The organism is Arthrobacter sp. WCS2018Hpa-7 (genome assembly GCF_031843805.1).
GTDB lineage: Bacteria > Actinomycetota > Actinomycetes > Actinomycetales > Micrococcaceae > Arthrobacter.
Genome location: NZ_JAVTJB010000004.1, coordinates 99760 through 120306, shown reverse-complemented (window position 1 = coordinate 120306; position 20547 = coordinate 99760). Strand labels below are relative to the sequence as shown.

The 20547-nt window shown below is 63.2% G+C and carries 23 protein-coding genes; 10 read left to right on the top strand and 13 right to left on the bottom strand.

Features of this window, described 5'->3' with window-relative positions; all coding sequences use genetic code 11:
• The first annotated feature begins 78 nt into the window (after window positions 1-78).
• The gene (locus RQH14_RS06255) at window positions 79-528 is read left to right on the top strand and encodes an SRPBCC family protein (RefSeq protein WP_311212468.1); all 450 of its coding nucleotides are present in this window, start codon (window positions 79-81) and stop codon (window positions 526-528) included.
• On the opposite strand, the gene RQH14_RS06250 is transcribed toward RQH14_RS06255, so the two are convergent.
• From RQH14_RS06250 to RQH14_RS06230, 5 genes are read right to left on the bottom strand one after another with little or no spacing between them, the layout of a single operon-like run.
• A complete protein-coding gene (locus RQH14_RS06250) occupies window positions 525-1496 on the bottom strand; it encodes a glycerate kinase (protein WP_311212467.1) in 972 nt (323 codons plus the stop codon). The two genes, RQH14_RS06255 and RQH14_RS06250, sit on opposite strands and share 4 nt — an antisense overlap.
• On the bottom strand, window positions 1493-2482 hold the full coding sequence (locus RQH14_RS06245) for a D-glycerate dehydrogenase (RefSeq protein ID WP_311212466.1): 990 nt from the start codon (window positions 2480-2482) through the stop codon (window positions 1493-1495). Before RQH14_RS06245 ends, RQH14_RS06250 begins: the two co-directional genes overlap by 4 nt.
• Before the next feature lie 2 nt (window positions 2483-2484).
• Complete coding sequence (locus RQH14_RS06240) at window positions 2485-3465, bottom strand: hydroxymethylglutaryl-CoA lyase (protein ID WP_311212465.1); 981 nt, start codon at window positions 3463-3465, stop codon at window positions 2485-2487.
• The gene (locus RQH14_RS06235) at window positions 3462-4712 is read right to left on the bottom strand and encodes a CaiB/BaiF CoA-transferase family protein (protein ID WP_311212464.1); all 1251 of its coding nucleotides are present in this window, start codon (window positions 4710-4712) and stop codon (window positions 3462-3464) included. The genes RQH14_RS06240 and RQH14_RS06235 overlap by 4 nt, the downstream gene beginning before the upstream one ends.
• 43 nt (window positions 4713-4755) lie before the next feature.
• Window positions 4756-6198, bottom strand: coding sequence for an SLC13 family permease (locus RQH14_RS06230; RefSeq protein ID WP_311212463.1), 1443 nt, complete (start codon window positions 6196-6198; stop codon window positions 4756-4758).
• A 136-nt stretch (window positions 6199-6334) separates the two neighbouring features.
• On the opposite strand from RQH14_RS06230, the gene RQH14_RS06225 reads away from it, so the two are divergent.
• The 4 genes from RQH14_RS06225 to RQH14_RS06210 all read left to right on the top strand — a co-directional run bounded on the left by RQH14_RS06225 (window position 6335) and on the right by RQH14_RS06210 (window position 9722).
• On the top strand, window positions 6335-6847 hold the full coding sequence (locus RQH14_RS06225) for a GNAT family N-acetyltransferase (RefSeq protein WP_311212462.1): 513 nt from the start codon (window positions 6335-6337) through the stop codon (window positions 6845-6847).
• A gap of 63 nt (window positions 6848-6910) precedes the next feature.
• On the top strand, window positions 6911-7987 hold the full coding sequence (locus RQH14_RS06220; protein WP_311212461.1) for an alpha/beta hydrolase: 1077 nt from the start codon (window positions 6911-6913) through the stop codon (window positions 7985-7987).
• Window positions 7988-8044: 57 nt separating this feature from the next.
• Window positions 8045-9004, top strand: a complete 960-nt coding sequence (locus tag RQH14_RS06215) for an alpha/beta hydrolase (RefSeq protein WP_311212460.1) — start codon at window positions 8045-8047, stop codon at window positions 9002-9004.
• A 91-nt stretch (window positions 9005-9095) separates the two neighbouring features.
• Window positions 9096-9722, top strand: coding sequence for an FMN reductase (locus tag RQH14_RS06210; protein WP_311212642.1), 627 nt, complete (start codon window positions 9096-9098; stop codon window positions 9720-9722).
• Here RQH14_RS06210 and RQH14_RS06205 read toward each other — a convergent pair.
• The gene (locus RQH14_RS06205; protein WP_311212459.1) at window positions 9708-10187 is read right to left on the bottom strand and encodes a MepB family protein; all 480 of its coding nucleotides are present in this window, start codon (window positions 10185-10187) and stop codon (window positions 9708-9710) included. The genes RQH14_RS06210 and RQH14_RS06205 overlap by 15 nt on opposite strands.
• Before the next feature lie 103 nt (window positions 10188-10290).
• On the opposite strand from RQH14_RS06205, the gene RQH14_RS06200 reads away from it, so the two are divergent.
• Entirely contained in the window at window positions 10291-10647 is a 357-nt protein-coding gene (locus RQH14_RS06200) for a zf-TFIIB domain-containing protein (protein WP_311212458.1), read from the top strand.
• 6 nt (window positions 10648-10653) lie between these two features.
• Here RQH14_RS06200 and RQH14_RS06195 read toward each other — a convergent pair whose 3' ends face one another.
• Together RQH14_RS06195 and RQH14_RS06190 are read right to left on the bottom strand one after the other, a co-directional pair.
• Window positions 10654-11229 (bottom strand): hypothetical protein, encoded by a 576-nt coding sequence (locus RQH14_RS06195; protein WP_311212457.1) that lies wholly within the window; start codon window positions 11227-11229, stop codon window positions 10654-10656.
• A 7-nt stretch (window positions 11230-11236) separates the two neighbouring features.
• Window positions 11237-11710: a hypothetical protein gene (locus RQH14_RS06190; RefSeq protein ID WP_311212641.1), complete on the bottom strand. Its 474-nt coding sequence runs from the start codon at window positions 11708-11710 to the stop codon at window positions 11237-11239.
• A 596-nt stretch (window positions 11711-12306) separates the two neighbouring features.
• On the opposite strand from RQH14_RS06190, the gene dnaB reads away from it, so the two are divergent.
• The 3 genes from dnaB (at window position 12307) to RQH14_RS06175 (ending at window position 15440) form a co-directional block, all read left to right on the top strand.
• The gene (gene dnaB / locus RQH14_RS06185; RefSeq protein WP_089597011.1) at window positions 12307-13695 is read left to right on the top strand and encodes a replicative DNA helicase; all 1389 of its coding nucleotides are present in this window, start codon (window positions 12307-12309) and stop codon (window positions 13693-13695) included.
• A gap of 92 nt (window positions 13696-13787) precedes the next feature.
• Window positions 13788-14516 carry a hypothetical protein gene (locus RQH14_RS06180; RefSeq protein WP_311212456.1) on the top strand — a complete coding sequence of 243 codons (729 nt, stop codon included), beginning with the start codon at window positions 13788-13790 and terminating at the stop codon, window positions 14514-14516.
• Between the two features lie 186 nt (window positions 14517-14702).
• Window positions 14703-15440: a VOC family protein gene (locus RQH14_RS06175; protein WP_311212455.1), complete on the top strand. Its 738-nt coding sequence runs from the start codon at window positions 14703-14705 to the stop codon at window positions 15438-15440.
• 16 nt (window positions 15441-15456) lie between these two features.
• Here RQH14_RS06175 and RQH14_RS06170 read toward each other — a convergent pair whose 3' ends face one another.
• Together RQH14_RS06170 and RQH14_RS06165 are read right to left on the bottom strand one after the other, a co-directional pair.
• On the bottom strand, window positions 15457-16782 hold the full coding sequence (locus RQH14_RS06170) for a HAMP domain-containing sensor histidine kinase (protein ID WP_311212454.1): 1326 nt from the start codon (window positions 16780-16782) through the stop codon (window positions 15457-15459).
• 14 nt (window positions 16783-16796) lie between these two features.
• Window positions 16797-17480, bottom strand: a complete 684-nt coding sequence (locus tag RQH14_RS06165; protein ID WP_311212453.1) for a response regulator transcription factor — start codon at window positions 17478-17480, stop codon at window positions 16797-16799.
• Between the two features lie 62 nt (window positions 17481-17542).
• Here RQH14_RS06165 and RQH14_RS06160 point away from each other — a divergent pair, with 62 nt between their 5' ends.
• Entirely contained in the window at window positions 17543-18565 is a 1023-nt protein-coding gene (locus RQH14_RS06160; protein WP_311212452.1) for an endonuclease/exonuclease/phosphatase family protein, read from the top strand.
• Window positions 18566-18608: 43 nt separating this feature from the next.
• Here the strand turns inward: RQH14_RS06160 and RQH14_RS06155 are convergent, their stop codons facing one another.
• The 3 genes from RQH14_RS06155 to RQH14_RS06145 form a co-directional block, all read right to left on the bottom strand.
• Window positions 18609-19583 carry an acyl-CoA thioesterase gene (locus tag RQH14_RS06155; RefSeq protein ID WP_311212451.1) on the bottom strand — a complete coding sequence of 325 codons (975 nt, stop codon included), beginning with the start codon at window positions 19581-19583 and terminating at the stop codon, window positions 18609-18611.
• A gap of 68 nt (window positions 19584-19651) precedes the next feature.
• On the bottom strand, window positions 19652-20215 hold the full coding sequence (locus RQH14_RS06150) for a hypothetical protein (RefSeq protein ID WP_311212450.1): 564 nt from the start codon (window positions 20213-20215) through the stop codon (window positions 19652-19654).
• Window positions 20212-20544 (bottom strand): PEP-utilizing enzyme, encoded by a 333-nt coding sequence (locus RQH14_RS06145; RefSeq protein WP_311212449.1) that lies wholly within the window; start codon window positions 20542-20544, stop codon window positions 20212-20214. Before RQH14_RS06145 ends, RQH14_RS06150 begins: the two co-directional genes overlap by 4 nt.
• Between the last annotated feature and the right edge of the window lie 3 nt (window positions 20545-20547).

The window sequence follows — 20547 nt, the reverse complement described above, 5'->3', positions numbered from 1 at the left end:
CGGCCTATGGCGGGCATTCACTAAGCATGCTTAGCTTAAGGTCATCGCCACGGCCGTCCGTTTCAGAAAGGGATCCGCATGTCCACAGTGACCCAGGTATTCGACGCTCCCGCGGCTCACGTGTGGAAAGTGATCGCTGACGGGTGGCTCTACTCTGGCTGGGTTGTGGGTGCCTCGAGGATCCGCGCCGTAGACGATCAGTGGCCGCAGGTGGGCTCCACGTTGCACCATTCTGTAGGATCCTGGCCCTTCCTCATCGACGACAGCACCCGCGTGACCAGCGTGGAACCCGGCCGGGAGTTGGAGCTTTTGGCTAAAGGCTGGCCACTGGGCGAAGCCAAGATCCGGATCACACTGGAAGACCTGGGCGGTTCCGAGAGCCGGGTTTCCATCGCCGAAGATGCCGTCCGCGGCCCGGGGAAAGTGATTCCCAAGGCCCTGCGGGACCCAGTGATTGCTGTCCGAAACCGAGAGACCCTGAAGCGTTTGGAACTTATGGCCAAGGGCGGAGCGGGCAGGCTGAGCTAGAGCGCCGCGATTGCCCTGCCGGCAGCCCGCATGGCTCCGACATCGGTAGCTACCAAAATGCGTGCAAAGTTGTCGGCGTAGCTGCCCAGGTCCTCGTGAACCGAGCCCACCACAGCCACCACGGGGATGGCCCGGCCTGAGCGTTGCACCCGCTTCAGGATGGCCGAGATGATCTTTCCCTCGCCAGTCTGGGAATCCAAACGCCCCTCGCCCACCACAACGGCTTCAGCGGTAGCCAGCAGGGAATCGAAGCCGGCCGCATCCAGCACGGCTTCGGCCCCGGATACCAGTTCGGCGCCAAAATGTGCCCACAGCCCACCGGACAATCCGCCTGCCGCACCGGTGCGGGGCACTCCGGAAGGATCGCGTGGAAGCGAAGACGCCAGGCGCCCCAAGCGTTCCTCCAGCAGGGCAACCGTTGCTGGATCAGCACCTTTCTGGGGCCCGAACACCCGCGGGGCATCCAGGAACGATGTGGTGACGTCGGACAGCACCGTGATCCGGGCATCGCCAAGACCCCCATTTTCGGCGATGGCCCGGACAGCACCGGCACCCCCATCAGTGGTCGCTGAACCACCCGCGGCCACCAGGATGGTCTTCGCTCCGAGGTTTACCGCCGCCGCAATCAGGAGCCCGGTGCCATAGGTACTGGCCGACATCGCGTCCTGGGGACTTGAACGGACAGCGGACAGCCCACTAGCCTGCGCAACCTCTACGACGGCGGTCCCGTCCGGTGCCAGGCCCAGGACCGCCCGCAGCGGCTCACCCCAGGAATCGACGACGTCGACACTCACCGGAGAGGCGCGAAGGCTGCGGCAGAGCGCATCAAAAGTTCCCTCCCCACCGTCGGCGACGGGAAGCTGCGTAGCCGAGCCGCCGCCGTCGTGAATTCCTGCTGCGATGGCGGCCGCCACCTCGGCAGCCGTGTAGGTGCCCTTGAAACTGTCCGGGGCGACGAGGATGGTCATGCCCGGATGAGCGGGTTGACGGGGTGGAGCGGCAGGCGGCCGTCAGCCATGGCAATCGCGTTAAGGGCGCTGAGCCTGGCCATCTCCGCGCGGACTGGGACTGTAGCGCTGCCAACGTGGGGGAGGAGGACCGTGCTGGGCAACTCGGCGAGGCCGGACGCGAGTCGCGGTTCATCCTCGAAAACGTCCAAGCCAGCACCGCTGATCACGCCGTTGCGCAGCGCATGAACCAGCGCGGCCTCGTCCACCACCGGACCGCGGGCCGTGTTGATGAGGATGGCTTCGGGCTTCATCCGTTGCAAGACGGACGCATCCACCAGGTGCCGGGTCTGATCGTTGAGAGGGACGTGCAGTGATAGGAAATCGCTGCCCTCCACGAGTGAATCCCACGGTACCTGCCGGACCTTGCCGGCGAACTCTCCCAGCTCTTCATCACTGACAGGGCGGTCACCTGGCGGACGCGGAGCAAAGAGCACCTCCATGCCGAAGCCCAGCGCGCGCCGAGCCACAGCCCGGGCGATCCTGCCGAAACCGGCCAATCCCAGGACGGCGCCGGAAACATCGCGGCCCAGCATGAACTCCGGCTCCCACCCAAGGAACTTTCCTTCGCGGACTACCCGGTCTGCTTCCACCACGCGACGGGCGGTACCGAGCACGAGCAGCATGGCAATGTCCGCGGTGGCATCTGTCAGGACGCCGGGCGTATTGCCCACCAGGATGCCGTGCCGGGTAGCGGCGTCGATGTCGATGTTGTTGTAGCCCACCGCGTAGTTGGAGACGCCTTTCAGGCGGGCTGCCGCCAGCAGCGGTTCATCGATGACGTCGCGCAGCTGGGTGAGGACAACGTCGTAGTCGCCTGAAGCGCACAGAGCGGAGAGCGCATCGTAGTCAGGCGGTTCGGGCAGGACGGTGACCTGACCGGCGTCGGACAGCAGTCGAAGGCCAGGTTCCGGGATGGCCGTGGTGACCAGGAAATGATGACCCATGCTTAGTTGCCTCCAGCGGAGGCCGGCTGAACAACGGAAGGTATCACCCAGTCAAAGGCCGCTGCCTTGGAACGCGCTCCCTGAGCTGCCTTGGAACGGTTCGGCTCACCCAGTTCCTCCAACAACTTCTCTGAAAGGGCCACAAGCTCGCCGAAAACGTCCGGAGTCAGCCACTCGGGACGTGTCGCAAAGAGTATGTCCTCGCTGGAGGTGTTGCCGCTGGCGCCGGGTGCGAACGGGCAGCCGCCCAGTCCACCCAGGGCGCCGTCCACCATGGCGGCTCCGGCCTGGATAGCGGCGAGTGTGTTTGCTACACCCAAGCCCCAGGTATCGTGGCCGTGATAGACGATCCTGCGTGCAGGGGACTCGTCCCGAACCCGGGTGATGAGCCGGGCGACCTGCGCTGGAACGGCCTGCCCCAGGGTGTCGCAGATGACGATGTCCGTGGTGCCCTCAGCCCGGGGGTCGTTGGCGATGGAAAGGATCCGCTCCTCGGGAACGTAGCCCTCAAAGGGGCAGGTGAAGGACGTGGCGATGCACAGCTGGATGCGGCCATTCACTGCGCGGGTGTACTCGACAGCTTCGGGCAAAGCGGCCAGGCTCTCATCAGTGGTCCGACCGATGTTGGCCTTGTTGTGCGAATCGGAGGCGGACAAGCAGTACTGGAAGTTCCGTGCTCCGGCGGCCGATGCTTTGGCGACGTGACCGGGAGTGGCAACCCAGATCCAGCATTTTTCCAGTTCCTCGGGGGTGAGGGCTTGGACTACTTCCAAGGTGTTGGCCATGGTGGGGACAAGGTCCGCGCGGGCCATGGAGCCCAGCTCGATCGCCGGAACTCCGAGTCGGAGCAGTTCGCGCACGGTCTCGATCTTCTGCTCTGTGGGCAGCAGCTTGCCGGTGAGCTGGAGCCCGTCGCGCAGCGTGACGTCCCGCAGTATGACGTTGCCCAGCGTAGTGGCCAAGGGGCTTTCGAAGCGGTTCATGGTCGGAGGGCCTCCTCGCGGCCGGAAGCCGCATTGATCTGTGCGGCGTCCATGTTCAGGAGCCCGCCAAGGATTTCTTGCGTATTTTCGCCCAAGTCCGGTCCGAGGTTTCGGATGGGCAGGGACTGGTCCCCGATCACCGGAACAATGCCCGGGAAGCCCACGCCTGGGAGGATTTCCTCGCCGGTGGAAACGTCGAACTTCTGGATCATGTTGCGGGCGGCATACTGGCTGTCCGTGCTGATGTCGGCGGCGGTATAGATGGGTCCGGCCGGAACCCCTGCGGCCTCGAGTGCGGCCAGCGCCTCAGCACCTGAAAGCGTGGCTGCCCACTCGCCGATCGCCTGATCCAGCTCCTCACGTTGGGCCCAGCGCCCGGCATTCGTTTGCAGCGAAGGGTCCTCAGCGAGGTCGGGGCGCCCGATGGTCTGCATGTACCGCTGGTAAATGGAATCGCCGTTGCCTGCCACCACGATGCTCGCTCCGTCCATGCACACGTATGCGTTGGAGGGAGCGATGCCCTCCATCCGGCCGCCCACGCGCTGCCGGTCCACGCCGTACGCCTGGTAATCCGGAATCAGCGATTCCATCATGGAGAACATGGCTTCGTTCAGCGCAACGTCGATGATGCGCTCGGTGAGCGGAACAGCGCCGGCCGAGTCCCGGCGTCGTGCTTCACGCTGGTACAGGCTCATCATGGAGCCGAAGGCGGCGTACAGTCCCGCGATCGAGTCTCCGATAGAGACGCCAACCCGGACGGGCGCGCGGTCCGGGTCGCCCACCAGGTTGCGGAACCCGCCGTAGGCTTCGGCGACGGCGGCGAAGCCGGGCCGCTCTGACAGCGGCCCCGTCTGCCCGAACGCGGAGATCCGCGTAACGATGAGGTCGGGGTTGGCCTCGTTGAGGACCTCGGGGCCAAGGCCCCACTTTTCCAGGGTGCCGGGCCGGAAGTTCTCCAGGAGGATGTCGCACTTGGCCACCAGCTCCAGTACTGCTTGCTTGCCGGCCTCCGTGCGGAGATCCAGGACCACGGACTTCTTGTTGCGGTTCAGCGTGCGGTACAGCATGGACGTGTTGCCCTTGTGCAGGCGCCAGTTGCGCAGTTCGTCGCCGGTTCCGGGCCGTTCAACCTTGATGACCTCAGCGCCGAAGTCGGCCAGGAGCCTGCCTGCTGTGGGTGCGGCGATGTAGTTGCCGAGTTCCAGGACCCGGACGCCGTCCAGAGGGGCGATTGTTTGGTGTGTCATGGTCTTCTTTCGTGCGTGGTGGGTAGGCAGTTGGCGGGGCCGGTCAGAACAGCAGGCTCATGGGCAGGATCAGCAGGATCGCCACCACGGAGGCTACGGACACTCCCACCGTGACCGATTTGAGTGCACCCCTCACACTCTGGCCCAAAAGTGACTGCAGGAGCCAGAACGTGTTGCTGGTGACGTGAACCATGAAGAGCGATCCCGCGCCGGCAGCAAGGGCCAGCAGCACAGGATCCAGGCCGATGGCCGGTGCGATGGGTGCCAGCAACCCGGCCGCAGTGATGGCGGACAACGTTACGGACCCGACGGCGATGTGCAGCACAGCGGCGATGGCCCAGACCACCAGCAGCGGGGCCACGGTGCTCGCGGAGAAGAAGCCGCCCAGGATGTCGCCCAAACCGGCTGCGGCGACGGTTGCGGCCAGCGATCCGCCCACGCCGGTAAGGATGAGGATCTGGCCACTTTCCTTGAATCCCACCGCGATGGCCTCTTCAACCTTCTTCTGTCCGATGGCCACCCGCGTCACCAAGCAGGTACCGATCAGGCCGATCAGCAGCGCAATCACGGGCTCGCCGAGGAGTTGGAGCCAGGGGAGCTCGATCTCGAAAATCTCCAGGATGGCACCGGCTCCGATGAGGAGCAGGGAGGTCAGCAGGGGTGCGAACAGCAGGATCAGCGGGGCTTCTTTGCGTTCACGTTCGACGACGGCGACACTTCCGCCGGACGGTTGGGCGCTGGATGCTGGAGAGCCGGGCGCTTTGTTCGCAGCTGACGGCACGGGTGCCTGGTCGCCGGCAGCGGGCTCTTCGCCCTCGCTGTCTTCCTCGGCCACGAACGTGTGGTCCTCATCCTTGGCTTCATTCCAGAATCCTCGGCGGAACAGGAAGGTCATGATGGCAATCGAGATGATGATGGTGGGGATGACCAGAAGCAGGCCGAAGAGCAGCATCTTCCCGAGCGGCACGTTAAGGAGGCCGGCAAGGGCAAGGGAAGCGACGCCGGGAACGGTGAAGACAATGCCGCATTCAAGGGCGATGGCCATGGCGGTAGCCATCCGAGACGTGCCGAGCTTTCCGATCTTCGGGGCGAGCTTCCGGGCCAGTGGAGCGGAGATGACCAGCTGCACGTCCAGGAAGATCGACTGAAGGACCGTGCCGATGGCCAGGCCCATGGTGTAGGGGAGGCGCTTGGGACCGAAAGTCTTGAGCAGGTTCTCTACGAGGCGCCGGATCGCGCCGCTCTGATTCAGGATGGAGCCCATCAGGACGCCGAACGCGATGAGTAAGCCGACGTCCACCATAATCTCGCCGAAGCCACCCGTGATGGTTTTGACGGTCTCTTCGACGCCGAGGCCCACCGCCAAGCCAAGGTATACGGAGGCGAGGATCAGGGAAATCACCGGGTTGACCCGGAAGCGGACGATCAACAGGACAGCGGCCAGAACCGCGACAGCTGTGTTGATCAGAACAGCAATGTCTGACATGGGAAATCCGATCGTTGGGCCTTCCACTTTGAAGGCTGAATCTGATGGGCGCAGCGTGAGCCGGACCACATCACTCATCCCATATTATGAGTTTCAACTCATAATGCAAGCCTTTTCTGCAAATTAGACTGAACGGATGTCCTTCACCATCCGGTCAGCCCATCCCGTCGATGTGGCGGGCATTGTCGCTGCGGACATGTCAGCTGGGCGGACTTCAAACGCTGACGCTGAGCGATTCGCGGCGAACATCAGCGCCGCGGTCGCGGACCCCGCCCGTCTCGTCCTGGTGGCCGAAGCGCATGATGACGCGAACGCGGAAGGAGGGTCCGGCGTCGTGGGTTGGGCCAAAACGCATCACTGGGACTATGCGGACGGCCCGGCGCTGGCTGGGCACTACCTGGGTGGCGTCACCGTGCGGCCTGAATTCCGGCGCAGGGGCCTTGCGGCCCAGCTGACTGAGGCCCGTCTCTACTGGATATGGGATCGGGCAGAGTTCGCTTGGTATGTGGTCAACGCGCGCAACGAGGCATCGCTGGCGTTGCACCGAAGATGGGGCTTCAGGGAGGTCGCGCGGGGCGCCTGCTTTCACACCGTTTCGTTCGACGGCGGCGAAGGAGTGTTGCTGTCAGCGGCACGGCCCCAGGGCTGACGGCGGTAAACGCCGTGGCGGCCTTAGCATGGTCCACAGGTGCACCGACCGGGGGAGTGTGTGATGGGACCGTTGGAATCGATCCAAAGAAGCGCGGATAAGAGCCAATCAGCAGGCGCGGGCCCCGGTTCGCGGCCCCCGAGACCACGTTCCTCAAGGCTGAAGAAGCTGGATGTTGCGATTCTCCTGGTCCTGATCGTCCTTCTTGCACTGTCCGCTACCCCGTGGCCGTCCGCGATGTTGATCCGCAGTGTTTTTGAGCGTGGGGCGCAGGCGACCATCGACGAGATGACCCCCTACGTGCCGGATACGCCTCTGCAAACCCAGGCCGGCGTGGTGTACAAACCCGGGTCCACCTTCGATGTTTTCAGCCCTGAGGGGACCACCGCGCCGCTGCCAACAGTGGTGTGGATTCATGGGGGTGCCTGGATTTCCGGAGCGCAGCGCGACGTGAATCCGTATCTCCAGATCATCGCCGCCGAGGGTTACACCACCATCGGCATGAGCTATCCGATCGCCCCCGAGGCCACCTATCCCACCGCCGTGCGTGACATCAACGAGGCCCTCGCCTACATCAAGGCCCATGCAGCCGAGCTGAACGTCGACACCAGCCGCATTGTGCTGGCCGGTGACTCTGCCGGGGCCCAGCTTGCGAGCCAGATGACCACGCTCACCGTAAACCCTGAGTACGCCAATCTGATGGGGATTCAACCCGCCCTTCAGAAGTCGGAGTTGGCCGCCACCATTCTGCATTGCGGTGTGTACGATCTTCGGGCCATGGCTGACCTTAGCGGCATCGTCGCCTGGGGATTCAAGACCTCCCTTTGGGCTTATACGGGCACCAAGGACTGGTCCGCCACCTACGCCGGGGCCACCATGTCCACCATCGACTTTGTCACCGACGACTTCCCGCCGACGTTCATCAGCGGTGGCAACGGTGATGGGCTCACGTGGCTCCAGTCCGTGCCCTACAGCAACCGCCTCAAGGATGCCGGCGTTCCGGTGACCGAGCTGTTCTGGCCCGCCACCCATGAGCCGGAACTGCCGCACGAGTACCAGTTCCACCTGAACTTCGATGAGGCGCGGGAGGCGCGGGACAAGACGTTCACCTTCCTGTCCACGCACGCCCCGCGGCGCTGATCATCCGCTTTTCCGGGAAAGTTCAAAGTATCTCCATGATGGAACTATTATTGGAGTATGACCTCCTCCCCTGAAGCCCCACCCGTCACGCGCAGGCCAGCGCTCTTCTGGGCCTCTGTCCCGTGTGCTGCCACCTTGGTCCTGGTGCCCCTGTGGATGCTGCTCGGGAATCCCGCTGTCCTGCGCGGGCACCCGTTGCTGCCCGCGCTGTTGGTGACTGCCGTCGTCGTCGGACTTCTTTGGGCTGTTCTGCTGTGGCGCGGCCGCCGCGCGTCCCGCAAGCGTTCGGCGCTAAGGGCTGCTGGCGCGTGGGCCGGGCGCGTCGCTGTGCTGGCACTGGTGGCCATGCTGGTGTGGCTGAATCCGTTCGCCTACCAGCAGGGCGCCGTAGCGGCCGGGTCATCCTCCAAGGTGTCGGTGGTTGAAGAGCCGACGGCCATTGTCATGACGCCCGACGGTGCGCCCGCCAGCAAAGGGCTCGTTTTCTACCCCGGCGCCCGCGTGGAGGCGCGTGCGTATGCGGATATCCTCAGGCCGGCAGTGGACGCCGGGGTGTTGGTGGTGATCCTCAAGGCACCCCTCAATCTCAGCTTGTTGGACGGAAACCAGGCCCGGGGCGCCATGGCGGCCCATCCGGAGATCTCCACGTGGGCGGTTGGCGGGCATTCACTTGGCGGCGTCAGCGCGAGCTCGTTCGCCTTAGACAACCAGGACGTCGACGGCCTGCTGCTGTACGCCTCCTACCCGCTGGATTCCATGCGCGACCGCGCGGGGCTGAAGGTCCTGTCCATCTCAGGCCCGGAGGACGGGCTCAGCACGCCGGAGAAGATCGACGCCTCCCGCGAACTGCTGCCTCCTGACGCCGCATTTGTGGAGGCCCAGGGCGGCAATCATGCGTTCTTCGGAGACTACGGGCCGCAGCCCGGCGACGGCGAACCTACCGTTGGTCGCGACGTTGTCCAGAAGCAGATCGCATCCGCCACGGTTGCCTTCCTGACGGGGATCGTCGGGAGCTAAGGCCCGCCGGGAATAGTTCCGGCCACGCGCCTGTTCATTGATTTAGATGCAAACGCATGTAAGCTGGATGAACAAGCAACAGGAGAATGCCATGGAAACCCGCCGCATCACCGTCCTTTCTGCCGGACTCGGTGTCCCGTCGTCGAGCCGCCTGCTGGCCGATCAGCTGGCCGTTTCCGCCGAGCGACAGTTGCGGGCGGCAGGGTACGACGTGAAGATCGACATTGTTGAACTGCGCGACCTTGCCGTGGATATCGCCAACAATTTCGTCACTGGTTATGCCGCCCCTCGCCTCGCTGAGGTGATTGCCGGCGTCGATGATTCTGACGCCATCATCGCCGTCAGCCCCGTCTTCAGCGCCTCCTACAGCGGCTTGTTCAAGTCGTTCATCGACGTGCTGGACCCGAAGTCGCTGGACGGCAAAGCTGTTCTCCTCGGCGCCACAGGCGGCACCGACCGCCACCAGATGGTCCTCGATTACGCCATGCGCCCCCTGTTCACCTACCTGCGCACCAGGATTGCCGCCACAGGCGTTTTCGCGGGGCCGCAGGACTGGGGAAACACCGACGACGGCGGCTCGCCCCTTTCGGTTCGCGTGGACCGCGCTGCGGGTGAACTGGTGCAGTTGCTCAGCGGCCTCCAGCCGAACCGCAAGCCCGATGCCCTTGAATCACTGCCGTTCGAACAACTGTTGGCAGGTATTTCAGCGGGGCGGTAGCCCGCTTTCAGGAGAGTGGAAATACTCGCTCTGCCATGCCTGGGTCTTCCGTGCCTGGGCGTTGGCGGTTGCGGACCACGGAGGATAGACCCGGAACCCGCGCTTCCCGCCCCGGCCATTGATGGAACTGATGCCATGAGTGACCAAGGCGGACCGGGGAAAGACGAAGTGACCGGAGTTTTCTGCTTCCCGGACGGAGATCACCAAAGTGTCGGCGTCGTTGGCTTCCGGGTGGTCCGCCGGGAACGGTTCCGTACCTCCGGCGGCTGACCGACGCCACACCGCAACGAAGAGACCCACCTTGTTGGGCGTCACCTTGGCCACCCGGAAACGGATCAGCGCAGTGTCGCTTGTCGCGGTTGCGGATCCGTACTCCGTGTTGTCCGGCTCGGCAACGGGGAGGGTGCACTTCCTCCCCAGTTGGTTCAATAGCCGGTGCGATTGAAGGACATCGGGATGAACCATCCGATCAGTATGCACGTGGTGCCGGGCGCTTGGTGAATCCCAGCCCTTGGGTGGCCCGAACTTTTTCACCTGCCTGATCGTTGGGGCAACCATGAAGTGTCCTGTGGATTCCATTGACCTGGTGATGAGCGAACGAAGCGGCGTGGAGATTGACTACTGCCCGCAATGCAGGGGAGTGTGGCTGGACCGTGGGGAGCTGGACAAGATCATTGATCGCGTTGCAGCAGAAACCGTCCCTGCCCCCGCCCGGCCGGCGGCTGCGCCGTCCCAGCCGCCCATCGCGCCGCCACCCCTCTACAACCCGTTCGAATCCCGTCCGCAACAGCCGCGCTATGACGACAGGGACAGGCGCGACTATGACCGGCGGGATGGTGATCGGCGTGAAGGCTACGATCGCGACGGGTACGGACGCAAGCGCAAGAAAAAGGAAGGCTTCCTCGGGGACCTGTTCGACTTCTAAGTCTTCCTAGTCGTCCAACAGCTCAATAAACTCGCGGGCCTGTTTGATGGTGATGTCTGAGTGGCGCGTCAAGGCGATGGCGGCGCCCTCAACATCGCCGCTTTTGGCGAGCGTCCGGATTCGACCGTAGATCTCATCGTTGAGCATGTTGCTGCTCACTTCACGCGTCACCTCGCCTTTACTGACTATTGCACGGTAACGGTACGGAAAACGTTCGGGCTCGTCATCATCCTCCGCCAGCAGGTCCTTGGCAGGCGTCTCCGGCGTGAAAGGCTGAGGGTGGGCCGCCAAGGCGCCCACCGCATCACGCGAGGCGCGCAGGCCCTCGCCAGTGGCCTGCAGGTAGAGCTTGATCGCTGCCATGCCCTGCCCCCGGGCGATCAGGGAGTAGAGCTGTCGGTGCTGCTCCTGGTTGAGCTTGGCGGCAGATTTCCTGGCCAGCTCCACGGGATCCTTCGGGGCATTCGCGGCTGCGACGCCCGCTTTGGTCTCAGCAGAGCGCTTGGAGAAGGAGCGCATCAGCAGCAGCACGCCCGCAATGACCGCAACGAGGATCAGGAGCGGGATGAGGATGGAATCCATGGCGTTGTCAGAGCCGATCTACGTAGTTCTTGGCGGTAAGCAGGTCCGAGTGGGTGGCTTGGCGCAGAACCTTGATGGCCTCGATCTTCTTCCCGCTGCGGACCAGGTTTTGCAGCTCGAGCGCAAGCTGCGGGTTCAGTTGGCCATTGGGAAGGACGGCGGGCTGTTGACCGGTCTGGCCGGCAGCGTGTGACCTGGCTGCCTGGGCCTGAATAGCGGACCTCGTGTTCTCCGCCTGTTCCCGGTGGCTGGCCTCATTCTGGCTCGGCTTGGTAGTGGCTTCGATCCGGGCGCGCAGCGCCAGCGCCTCCTGTACTTGGGACGCTTGGTGCGCAGCCGAACGGGCCGCCAGTTCACGTTGATACCTCTCCGCGTCGGAGACCCCGGTATCCCGCGGTTTGAAGGCCGCCGTGAGTGCCCACAACAAGCCCACGAGGACAAGAAGCGGAAGGGCAATCGTCAACACGTCACCAAAGTTCATCCCCATACTTAGAGCTTATGCCAGAACTTGGTTATCCACAGCACATTCCACTTCCGGCATAGGCTTCTGAGATGGTGGTGTCAAATTAAGGCCCCACTTGTAAGATGCATCACATTTGCGGCATGTTTGGGGTGCTTTTCAACCCTCATAGGCCTCGACGCGGCGGGGCGTCTGTGGATGAAAATGCCGCAAATCTTTCTTTAGTCCACAGCTTGTGAGCGACGTTTCCGCAGGTCAGAGGCTAGTTTCCCCGAAAAGAATTTCTCTATCCACAGGGTAACGCACAGTCTGTGCACAACGTGGGGCTTGTATTCCACAGGTTATCCACAGGGGGTGCCAGGCGTCTGCTGTAACGTGTCTGGAGTGTCCATTTTGGACGCGAATATCCCCTGTTGAGATTCCCGGACGCTGCTTGAATGACCATCGGCAGCGGGCCTTGGCGGATCGACTGTGGATAACTTGTGGATACGGAATGCTATTTTGTCGGCCCTGCCTGACATCGTCAGAGACACCGGGCGGACTTCGTCACCACACACTGCGCTTTACGGGCCGCCTGGGAGTAAATCTCTGCAGCGGTACACAAATGGAGGACGGCTTTGTCAGTTACGCACTTGGACTCAATCGAGGGCACACGCGCTTCGGACTCGAGCCGGAAACCTCCCCAGGACATCCCTGCTGAACAGTCGGTGCTTGGCGGCATGATGTTGTCCAAGGACGCGATCGCGGATGTCGTCGAGATCGTCCGTGGGCATGACTTCTACCGTCCGGCCCACGAAACCATTTATGAGTCCATCATTGACCTCTATGGTCGTGGTGAACCGGCCGACGCTGTCACCGTCTCGGATGAACTGACCAAGCGTGGTGAGATCAACAGGATCGGTGGCCCCGCCTACCTCCACGAGCTCATCCAGACCGTGCCGACGGCTGCAAACGCCGGCTACTACGCCGAAATTGTTGCCGAGCGAGCGGTCCTTCGCCGCCTCGTTAATGCGGGCACCAAGATCGTCCAGATGGGCTACGGCCAGGACGGCGAAGTGGAGGACCTGGTCAATCAGGCCCAGGCCGAGGTCTACGCGGTAGCGGAAAAGCGAACAGCGGAGGACTACGTGGCGTTGAAAGACGTCATGGAATCCACCGTGGACGAGATCGAAGCTTCCGGCCACCGCGGCGAAGGCATGACCGGTGTTCCCACCGGCTTCTACGAGCTGGACGAGCTGACGCATGGACTCCACCCCGGCCAGATGATCGTCATCGCGGCGCGTCCTGCCGTGGGTAAGTCCACGTTCGCGCTGGACTTCGCCCGTTCGGCCGCCATCAAGAACAACCTGGCTACGGTCATGTTCTCCTTGGAAATGGGCCGGAACGAGATCGCCATGCGTCTTCTCTCCGCAGAGGCCACTATTGGTCTGCAAGACCTCCGCAAGGGCACCATCAAGGACGAGCAATGGTCCAAGATTGCCACCACCATGGGTCGCATGAACGATGCTCCGCTGTTCATCGATGACAGCCCCAACATGTCCCTCATGGAGATCCGGGCCAAGTGCCGCCGCCTGAAGCAGCAGCACGACCTCAAACTGGTGATCCTCGATTACCTCCAGCTCATGAGCTCCGGCAAAAAGGTGGAATCCCGCCAGCAGGAAGTTTCCGAGTTCTCGCGTGCGCTCAAGCTGCTCGCCAAGGAGCTCCAGGTTCCGGTCATCGCCCTGTCGCAGCTGAACCGTGGTTCCGAGCAGCGCCAGGATAAGCGCCCCATGGTGTCCGACCTCCGTGAATCCGGCTCCATCGAGCAGGACGCCGACATGGTTATCCTGTTGCACCGCGAGGATGTGTATGACAAAGAGTCGCCCCGCGCCGGTGAAGCGGACATCCTCATTGCCAAGCACCGTAACGGTCCCACCAAGGACATCGTGGTTGCGTTCCAAGGCCACTACTCACGTTTCGCCAATATGGCAGGCGACGCAGGCGCTGGCGGCGGCGGCTTCTAGCCCCCACGGCTTGGTCCATGCGGTCAAGCCGGGACAGTAGTGTTGGTGACGTCCGTGTCCGCGGGCGAATCACTGACTTATTGGGGAAACACATGAAGAAAAATTCGTTGCTCGGATTCGGGGCATCGGCACTGGTCCTTCTGGCGCTCACGGCATGCGGTGGTTCCACCACGGCATCACAGGCATCAGCGTCGGCCCCTGCCAGCGAGACTGCCACGCCGACGCCGACGCCCGCGAAGCAGTACACCAACGAAGAGCTCGTCGGCTTGGTCGGGCAGGTCAAGGAAGCCGATGGCACCAGCCGGGCGGTAGTTTCCGGACAGGAACTGGTAGCCCAGTATGAAGCGGTCCGGGTGCTGACGAAGGCAACCATCGAACCTGCCGATTGCGCGAACCTGGGCACCCTCGGTACGTACCAGTCCATCGACGGCTCTACGTCTGCAGGCACCACCAGGTCCAAAACCGGCGACTTCATCACCAGCCTGGCGCTGACCTCCGGCGTTGACGCAGGGCTGCTCCAGGCGAGCTTGGACAAGAGTCAGTCGCAGATCGAGGCGTGCAAGAAGGTGACGCTTTCCGCGGAGGGGGACACCATGACGCTTACTACCGAAAAGATCAGTGGCGTCGGCAACGTGCCCGGGACGGTGGCGCTGAAAACCCTGATGGTCATGCCGGATGGGAAGGCTGGAGCCATATACAGCGCCCACGCAATCAAGGACGGCGTCCTGATTTTCGCCACGGCGTCCAGCAATGATGCCGCATCCGGCGGGCCGGAAGCAGCCGGCGCCCTCATGGACCAGGCGGCCGCGCTGATCAAGTAGTTCTTACGGCCTCAAGGCCGCGCAGGTAGGTTTCTTGCCGCCTGCGCGGCCTTTTGCGTACTTCTATCGAGTCGGGATACTGCGGCGTGATCACCGTGTGTCGGCTGCCATGAACGTCGGGCCACGCCTTGGTCAGGGACGTTACCGGCCGCGAAATTTCCTTGGCTCGGTATAGGGTTGTGCGGCATGGCACTGCGACTGGTTCAAGTGAACTTCAAGGCCCGGGATGACTCTGCTCTCGGGAAGTTTTGGGCTGAAGCTCTGGGTTGGGGTATTTCCAGTGAGGGACCCGGTGTGACCAACGTTGAACCCGTGGGTTTCACGTGGCCGGACCCTTCAGCTGTCTGCGTCGACGTTGTGACAGTTCCGGACCCGGAGACGGTGAAGTACCGGGTGCATCTCGATCTCGCTACCAGCTCTGCCGCCCATCAGGTGGAGCTTGTTGCGCGGCTCAAGGAGCTGGGGGCGACTCCGGCCGATATAGGGCAGGGAGAGGTGCCATGGACTGTGTTGGCAGATCCCGAGGGCAACCTGTTCTGCGTCTTGGAACCCCGACCGATTTACCAGGACACGGGACCCATTGCCACTGTGGTGGTCAATTGCGCAGATCCGCGGGCCATGGCCACCTTCTGGAGCCGTGCGATGGACTGGACCCTCCACGAGGTGACGGATGAACACGCGAGGCTGCGTTCGTCCGCGGGGGTCGGGCCATATCTGGAGTTGCTCCGCACGTCGGACCCCGACTCACTGCAGAACCGAATACACCTCGACCTGATGCCTTACTCCGGTGACGACCAAGCGGCAGAAGTGGACCGGCTGCACACGCTGGGTGCCGTTGACGCCGACATCGGCCAAGGAGATGTGTCGTGGCGGTGCCTCACCGACCCTGAGGGCAACGAGTTCTGCGTGCTGCGGCCAGGATGACGAACCGGCGAGGTGTCTAGCTGCCTTCGGCCACCGGCAGCGTAAGGCTGAAGTGTGCCCCGTTTGGGCTCGGATGCGCTTTAGCCATGCCATGGTGGGCGATGGCCACGTTGTGGACCACGGCGAGGCCCACACCGGATCCGGCCACGCTGCGGGTGCTGGTGGAACGGTAGAACCTGTCGAAGACACGATCCAGATCCTCCGAAGGAATGCCCGGTCCCGTATCCCGCACATCAAGAGTGACACCACCCTCTGAGGCGGTTAAGGCCACCCGGACCTGGCCCGGCTCGGGAGTGAATTTGCCGGCGTTGTCCAGTAGATTCGCGATGGCGCGGGCCAGCCTGACGCGTTCGCCCGCCACCAGGAGAGGTCCACCGGGTCCTGCCAGGGACCAAACTACCCCGGGGTAACGCCGTTTTGCGTTGTCCATGCAGAAGAGAACAAGTTCGTTGAGATCCATTTCCTCAATGAAGGCGGGTGACTCTTCGTTTCTGGCCAGATCGATCAGGTCCTCGATGAGGGACTGCATGGCTATCAACTCATGCTCCAGTGCCCCGGAAATACGTTCCTTGCTGCCCTGCGACAGTTCGGGATTCCTGAGCATGGCTGCGTTGGTCCTCAGTGACGTCAGCGGAGTCCGCAGTTCATGGGAGGCATCGGCGATCAACTGTTCCTGCTGGTGGCGGGAATGCTCCAATTCGCCCAGCATCGTGTTGAAGGCGTTGCTGAGCCTGTTGGTCTCAGTGGTGCTGCTTTGAGGGATCCTGATGTCAGTGTTGCCGGTTTGGGCGATACTCTCGGCTACGGCAGTGAGGCGATCAACCGGACGTAGTCCGCGTCGTGCGGCTACGTAGGCAGTGCCCGCGGCTACTACCAGAGCCCCCAGCACCGTTGCCGCGAGCAGCCAAATGAGTCGCTCGAAGGACGCCAGCACCCTGTCGTCCCGGACACCCACTACCAATGCGCGCTGATTCGGCAGGGGCCTGACGTACACGCGGATGGGGTCGTCGCCGATGGCTGCTTCCGTGAAGAACGCCGTACTCGTGCCGGATGCCACCTCGCGCATCTGATCGGTGATGGGCAATGCTGGGCCCGCGCCAGAGTCCGGGTCTTCCAGGGGAGTTGGGGCCACCAGCTGGGCACAGGCCGGCGAGCGGACCCAGGTGCATTGCGAAAACCCTTGCCAATGGGGATCGGTCTGGATCAGTTGGATGATGCGATCCGATTCGCGCCTCAGGGAAAGATCCTCGTTCTTGCGCAATTCATGACCCACAAAGACGTATACCAGTACTGCGAACGCTGAAACAGTGAGGGTGATGGCCGCTGCGATTACCAGCGTCATCCGCAGCCGTAGCGTCACGATGCGGCCAGCCTGTATCCAACGCCCCGAACGGTCTGGATGATCCGTGGCTCACCCTCGGCTTCGAGTTTTCGACGCAGATAGCTGATGTAGACCTCAAGGGAATTGGAGGCTGGAGTCATTGCGTATCCCCACACGGCGTCGCTGATCTGGCCTCGACTGAGTGCTTGCTCCGGGTTCTCCGCGAGCACGCAAAGGATGGCGAACTCAGTGCTGCTGAGGTCGATCCATCGCCCGTTTTGCCTCACGGCGTGGGCCTCGGATACCAGTTCCAAGTCGTTGTACCCAGTGGGGCTGGCCGGAAGGTTGGTTGTCCGGCGTGCCATGGCCCTCAACCGTGCCAACAGCTCATCGGGTTCAAACGGCTTGGAGAGGTAGTCATCCGCTCCGGCGTCCAGCCCCGCAACGCAGTCGGCCACGTCGCTGCGGGCCGTGAGCAAGAGGATCGGAATCGCATTGCCGGCAGCTCGGAGCATTCGGCAGAGGCCGAGGCCATCCATCAACGGCATCACAACGTCCGCCACCAGCAGATCCGGGGACGTTGCGGCGACCCTTTCGAGAGCTTCACGGCCGTCAGCGGCAGATTCAACCCGGTAGCCGGTCGCTTCAAGCAGGGACTGCAGGGAGCTCCTGATGTCCTGATCGTCGTCGACGACCAGTACTGTTATGGGCTCCGTCATGGCCACCAGCATAATTGGCCTGGCTTCATAATCCTTTAAGTTCCCCGATGAATCATGGGGCCATGGATAAGGACATCGGAACCACCTACGCCACCGCCGCGCAGCGAGGTCTGCTCACGTCGCGGCGTCGTCGTCCACGGGCCAGGGACTGGGTTGTGGGCATCTCTGCCGGGGCAATGATGGCACTGATTCTCGGCCACGGACTGGTGCCGGAGGCTCACGGGCTGGCACTCGCCGTCGAGAGCTTCCTGCCATGGCTGGGGGTGGTCATAGCTGCCCTGTTGATCTTGGCGCTGTTTGCAAGAGCGTGGGCTGGCTCCATCCCAGCGGCGGCCGCTCTGGTTTCCTGGTGCGTGGTCTTCCTGCCAGTCATGGCGACGTGCATCGCGCCGGCTTCCGCTGCAGGCACCTCGGAGGAGGCTGACAGCGGATGGAGCGTCGTCACGCAGAACCTCCGGGCGGGAAATCCGGAGGCCGATGAGGCAGTAGAAAAAGTGATCCAGTCAGGTGCCGCCGTCGTGGTCCTCCAGGAGCTCACCGGGCCCACCTTGGAGCGGATTGCTCCGGTGATGGACCGGGCTTTTGGGTATCGGCAGGTAGCTGGAACGGTGGGAGTATGGAGCCGGTTTCCCCTGAGCCAAGGAAGGCCCTTGACCTTGGGACTTGGCTGGTCCCGCGCCATGAGCGTGCAGTTGGAGTCTCCGGATGGTCCCGTTCAGCTCTATGCCGTGCATCTGCCCTCGGTCCGACCCGGCGAAGTACGCAACCGGAACGCCGGGCTTGCCAAGCTCAGCAGACTGGTGGAGGCGGATCCGTCGTCGCGACTCCTGGTGGTCGGCGACTTCAATACGGCGAACACAGACCGCTCCTTTGGCCCACTGCTGGGGACGCTCGACGACGCCCGGTCCGGTTTCGGTTTCACCTGGCCGGCCAGCCTCCCGGCCACCCGACCGGACCACATTCTGTTCCGCGGATTCACCGTTTCCGGTGCGTCCGTCATCAAAACGCCGGGTACCGACCATCTGGCAGCGATGGCATGGCTGCAGCCGGGGCCAGCCCGGCCGACGGTGAGCCTTCACCGATAACGGGGACCTCGTGCAGTCCGGCACTCAAGGTCAGCCGGCTCCCTTAGTTGCCCGACGCCTTCAGCAAGTGATCCGGCAGCCTGTTTCCCGGTGCCCGCCCACGGATTTCCAGCAGTTCGCGGGCATGAGCGTGCAGCTTCTTGTCCTCCTCGGAGACTGGCACCCAGGACGGAATCGGCACGGCAGTGCCGGTTTCATCGCGTGCCACCATCACCGTGAGGCAATACGTGGTCAAGTTCATTTCCCGGTTCTTGGGATCACCGGAGCGGACGTGTACTGCAATATGCATGCCCTTGGCGCCGGTGTAGACGAGACGGGCTTCCACCTCTACGACGTGACCGATCAGCAGTGGCCGGTAGAAACGCACGCCACCGGAGAACACGGCCACTGTGTCCTTCCCGGCGTACCGGGAGGCGCAAACATAAGCAGCTTCGTCGATCCACTTCATGACGATGCCACCGTGGACCTTGCCGCCCCAATTCACATCAGTGGGGGACGCCATGAACCGCAGGACGACGCGCTCGGCCGTTCCGGCGTCGGTATATTCCTGGGCGTTCATCGCATTGACGATCTGCTCGCGGACTTCGATGCGCGCCAGGGCATGGTCGCGTTGCTCGATCTCCCCAGGCGTCGACGGCTCAAACTGGGGGACAGGAATCGGCTTGCCATCGGGTCCCACCGCCACAAAGATCACCATGCACTGGCTGTGCATCGTCTCGGGACCGCCCTTGGGATCGCGCGAGCTGACAACGGTATGGATATGCATGGAGGAGCGGCCGGTGTAGACGATGGTGGACGTCACCTCCACCATGTCGCCGCTGTTGACCGGATCCGTGAAGTGGATATTGCCCACGTAGGCGGTGACACAATACGACTTCGACCAGCCCACTGCTGCTGCGTAGGCTGCCTTATCCACCCACTCAAGGACTGTGCCGGCGTCGACTGACCCGCTGTGTCCGATGTCCATGGGAGCCGCCAGGAAGCGGAGGGTCACTGAATTGGCGGCGTCATCGCTCATGCTTGGAATCTTACTGTCGGCAGGTTTCTGTTACGTGACTAAGTCGGCAGTCTCAGGGGTTGAACGAGTCACATGCGCTGGAGGCCAAGGGTGGCGATGAGATCCTCGTGAAGCTCGAACCAGGTGCGGTGGAACGAATCGCGGTCCGTTGCCGTCAACCAGGCCGTATCTTCCGGAGCGCGCTTGAGTGCGTTCAGTAAGCGTTCGGAGTAACCCTCAAAGCGAGGGAGCACGCCAGCGAGCCGGGCTTCGAGTGGACGCCACGCTGCCAAGGCACCGATCAGGACATCCAGAGCCCCCTCAACGGCCGGAGTTTGCAGCTGGATGGCGCTGCAAGCTTCCACGACGCCGGCGTTGAAGTCCGCGAAATCGTCATGTACGGCCAAAACCGCGCCGCGTGCCCCCGCGTTGTCCAGTTCATCGGCAAGCAGCCGCTCGTTCTCAGTCCGACCAACGCTCGATAACGACCAACCGCTGCTCCCCGCAAACGTGCTGTACGTGACGAGGCCGTTCACGCCGGCGTCGATGAGCTGGGACTCCACCGCAGCGCGATCCTGCGCGAAGCGCGCCGCTACAGCCTCCGTCTCGGCGAATCCGAGGAGGCGCACGGCGTGAAGGGTGAGAAGTGTCATTTGCTGTCCGTCACGGTGACGGTTCCCTGCGTGCCGTCTACGGTCAGCGGGCTTCCATCAGGGACCACGTCAAGGGCGTCGCGGACGCCCAGCACGGCTGGAATTCCGTATTCCCTGGCCACAATCGCTGCGTGGGACAGCATTCCGCCGGTCTGTGTGACTACTGCGGATGCCATGCCGAACAAGGGGGTCCATGCGGGGTCGGTGGTGCGGCAGATCAGGACATCGCCGGTCTGGAAGCGGATGAATTCGTCGGGTCCGTGAACGAGCCGGGCCGGCCCTTGGACAGTCCCCGCGCTCGCGCCGACGCCGGTGAGTATCGTCTTCATCAG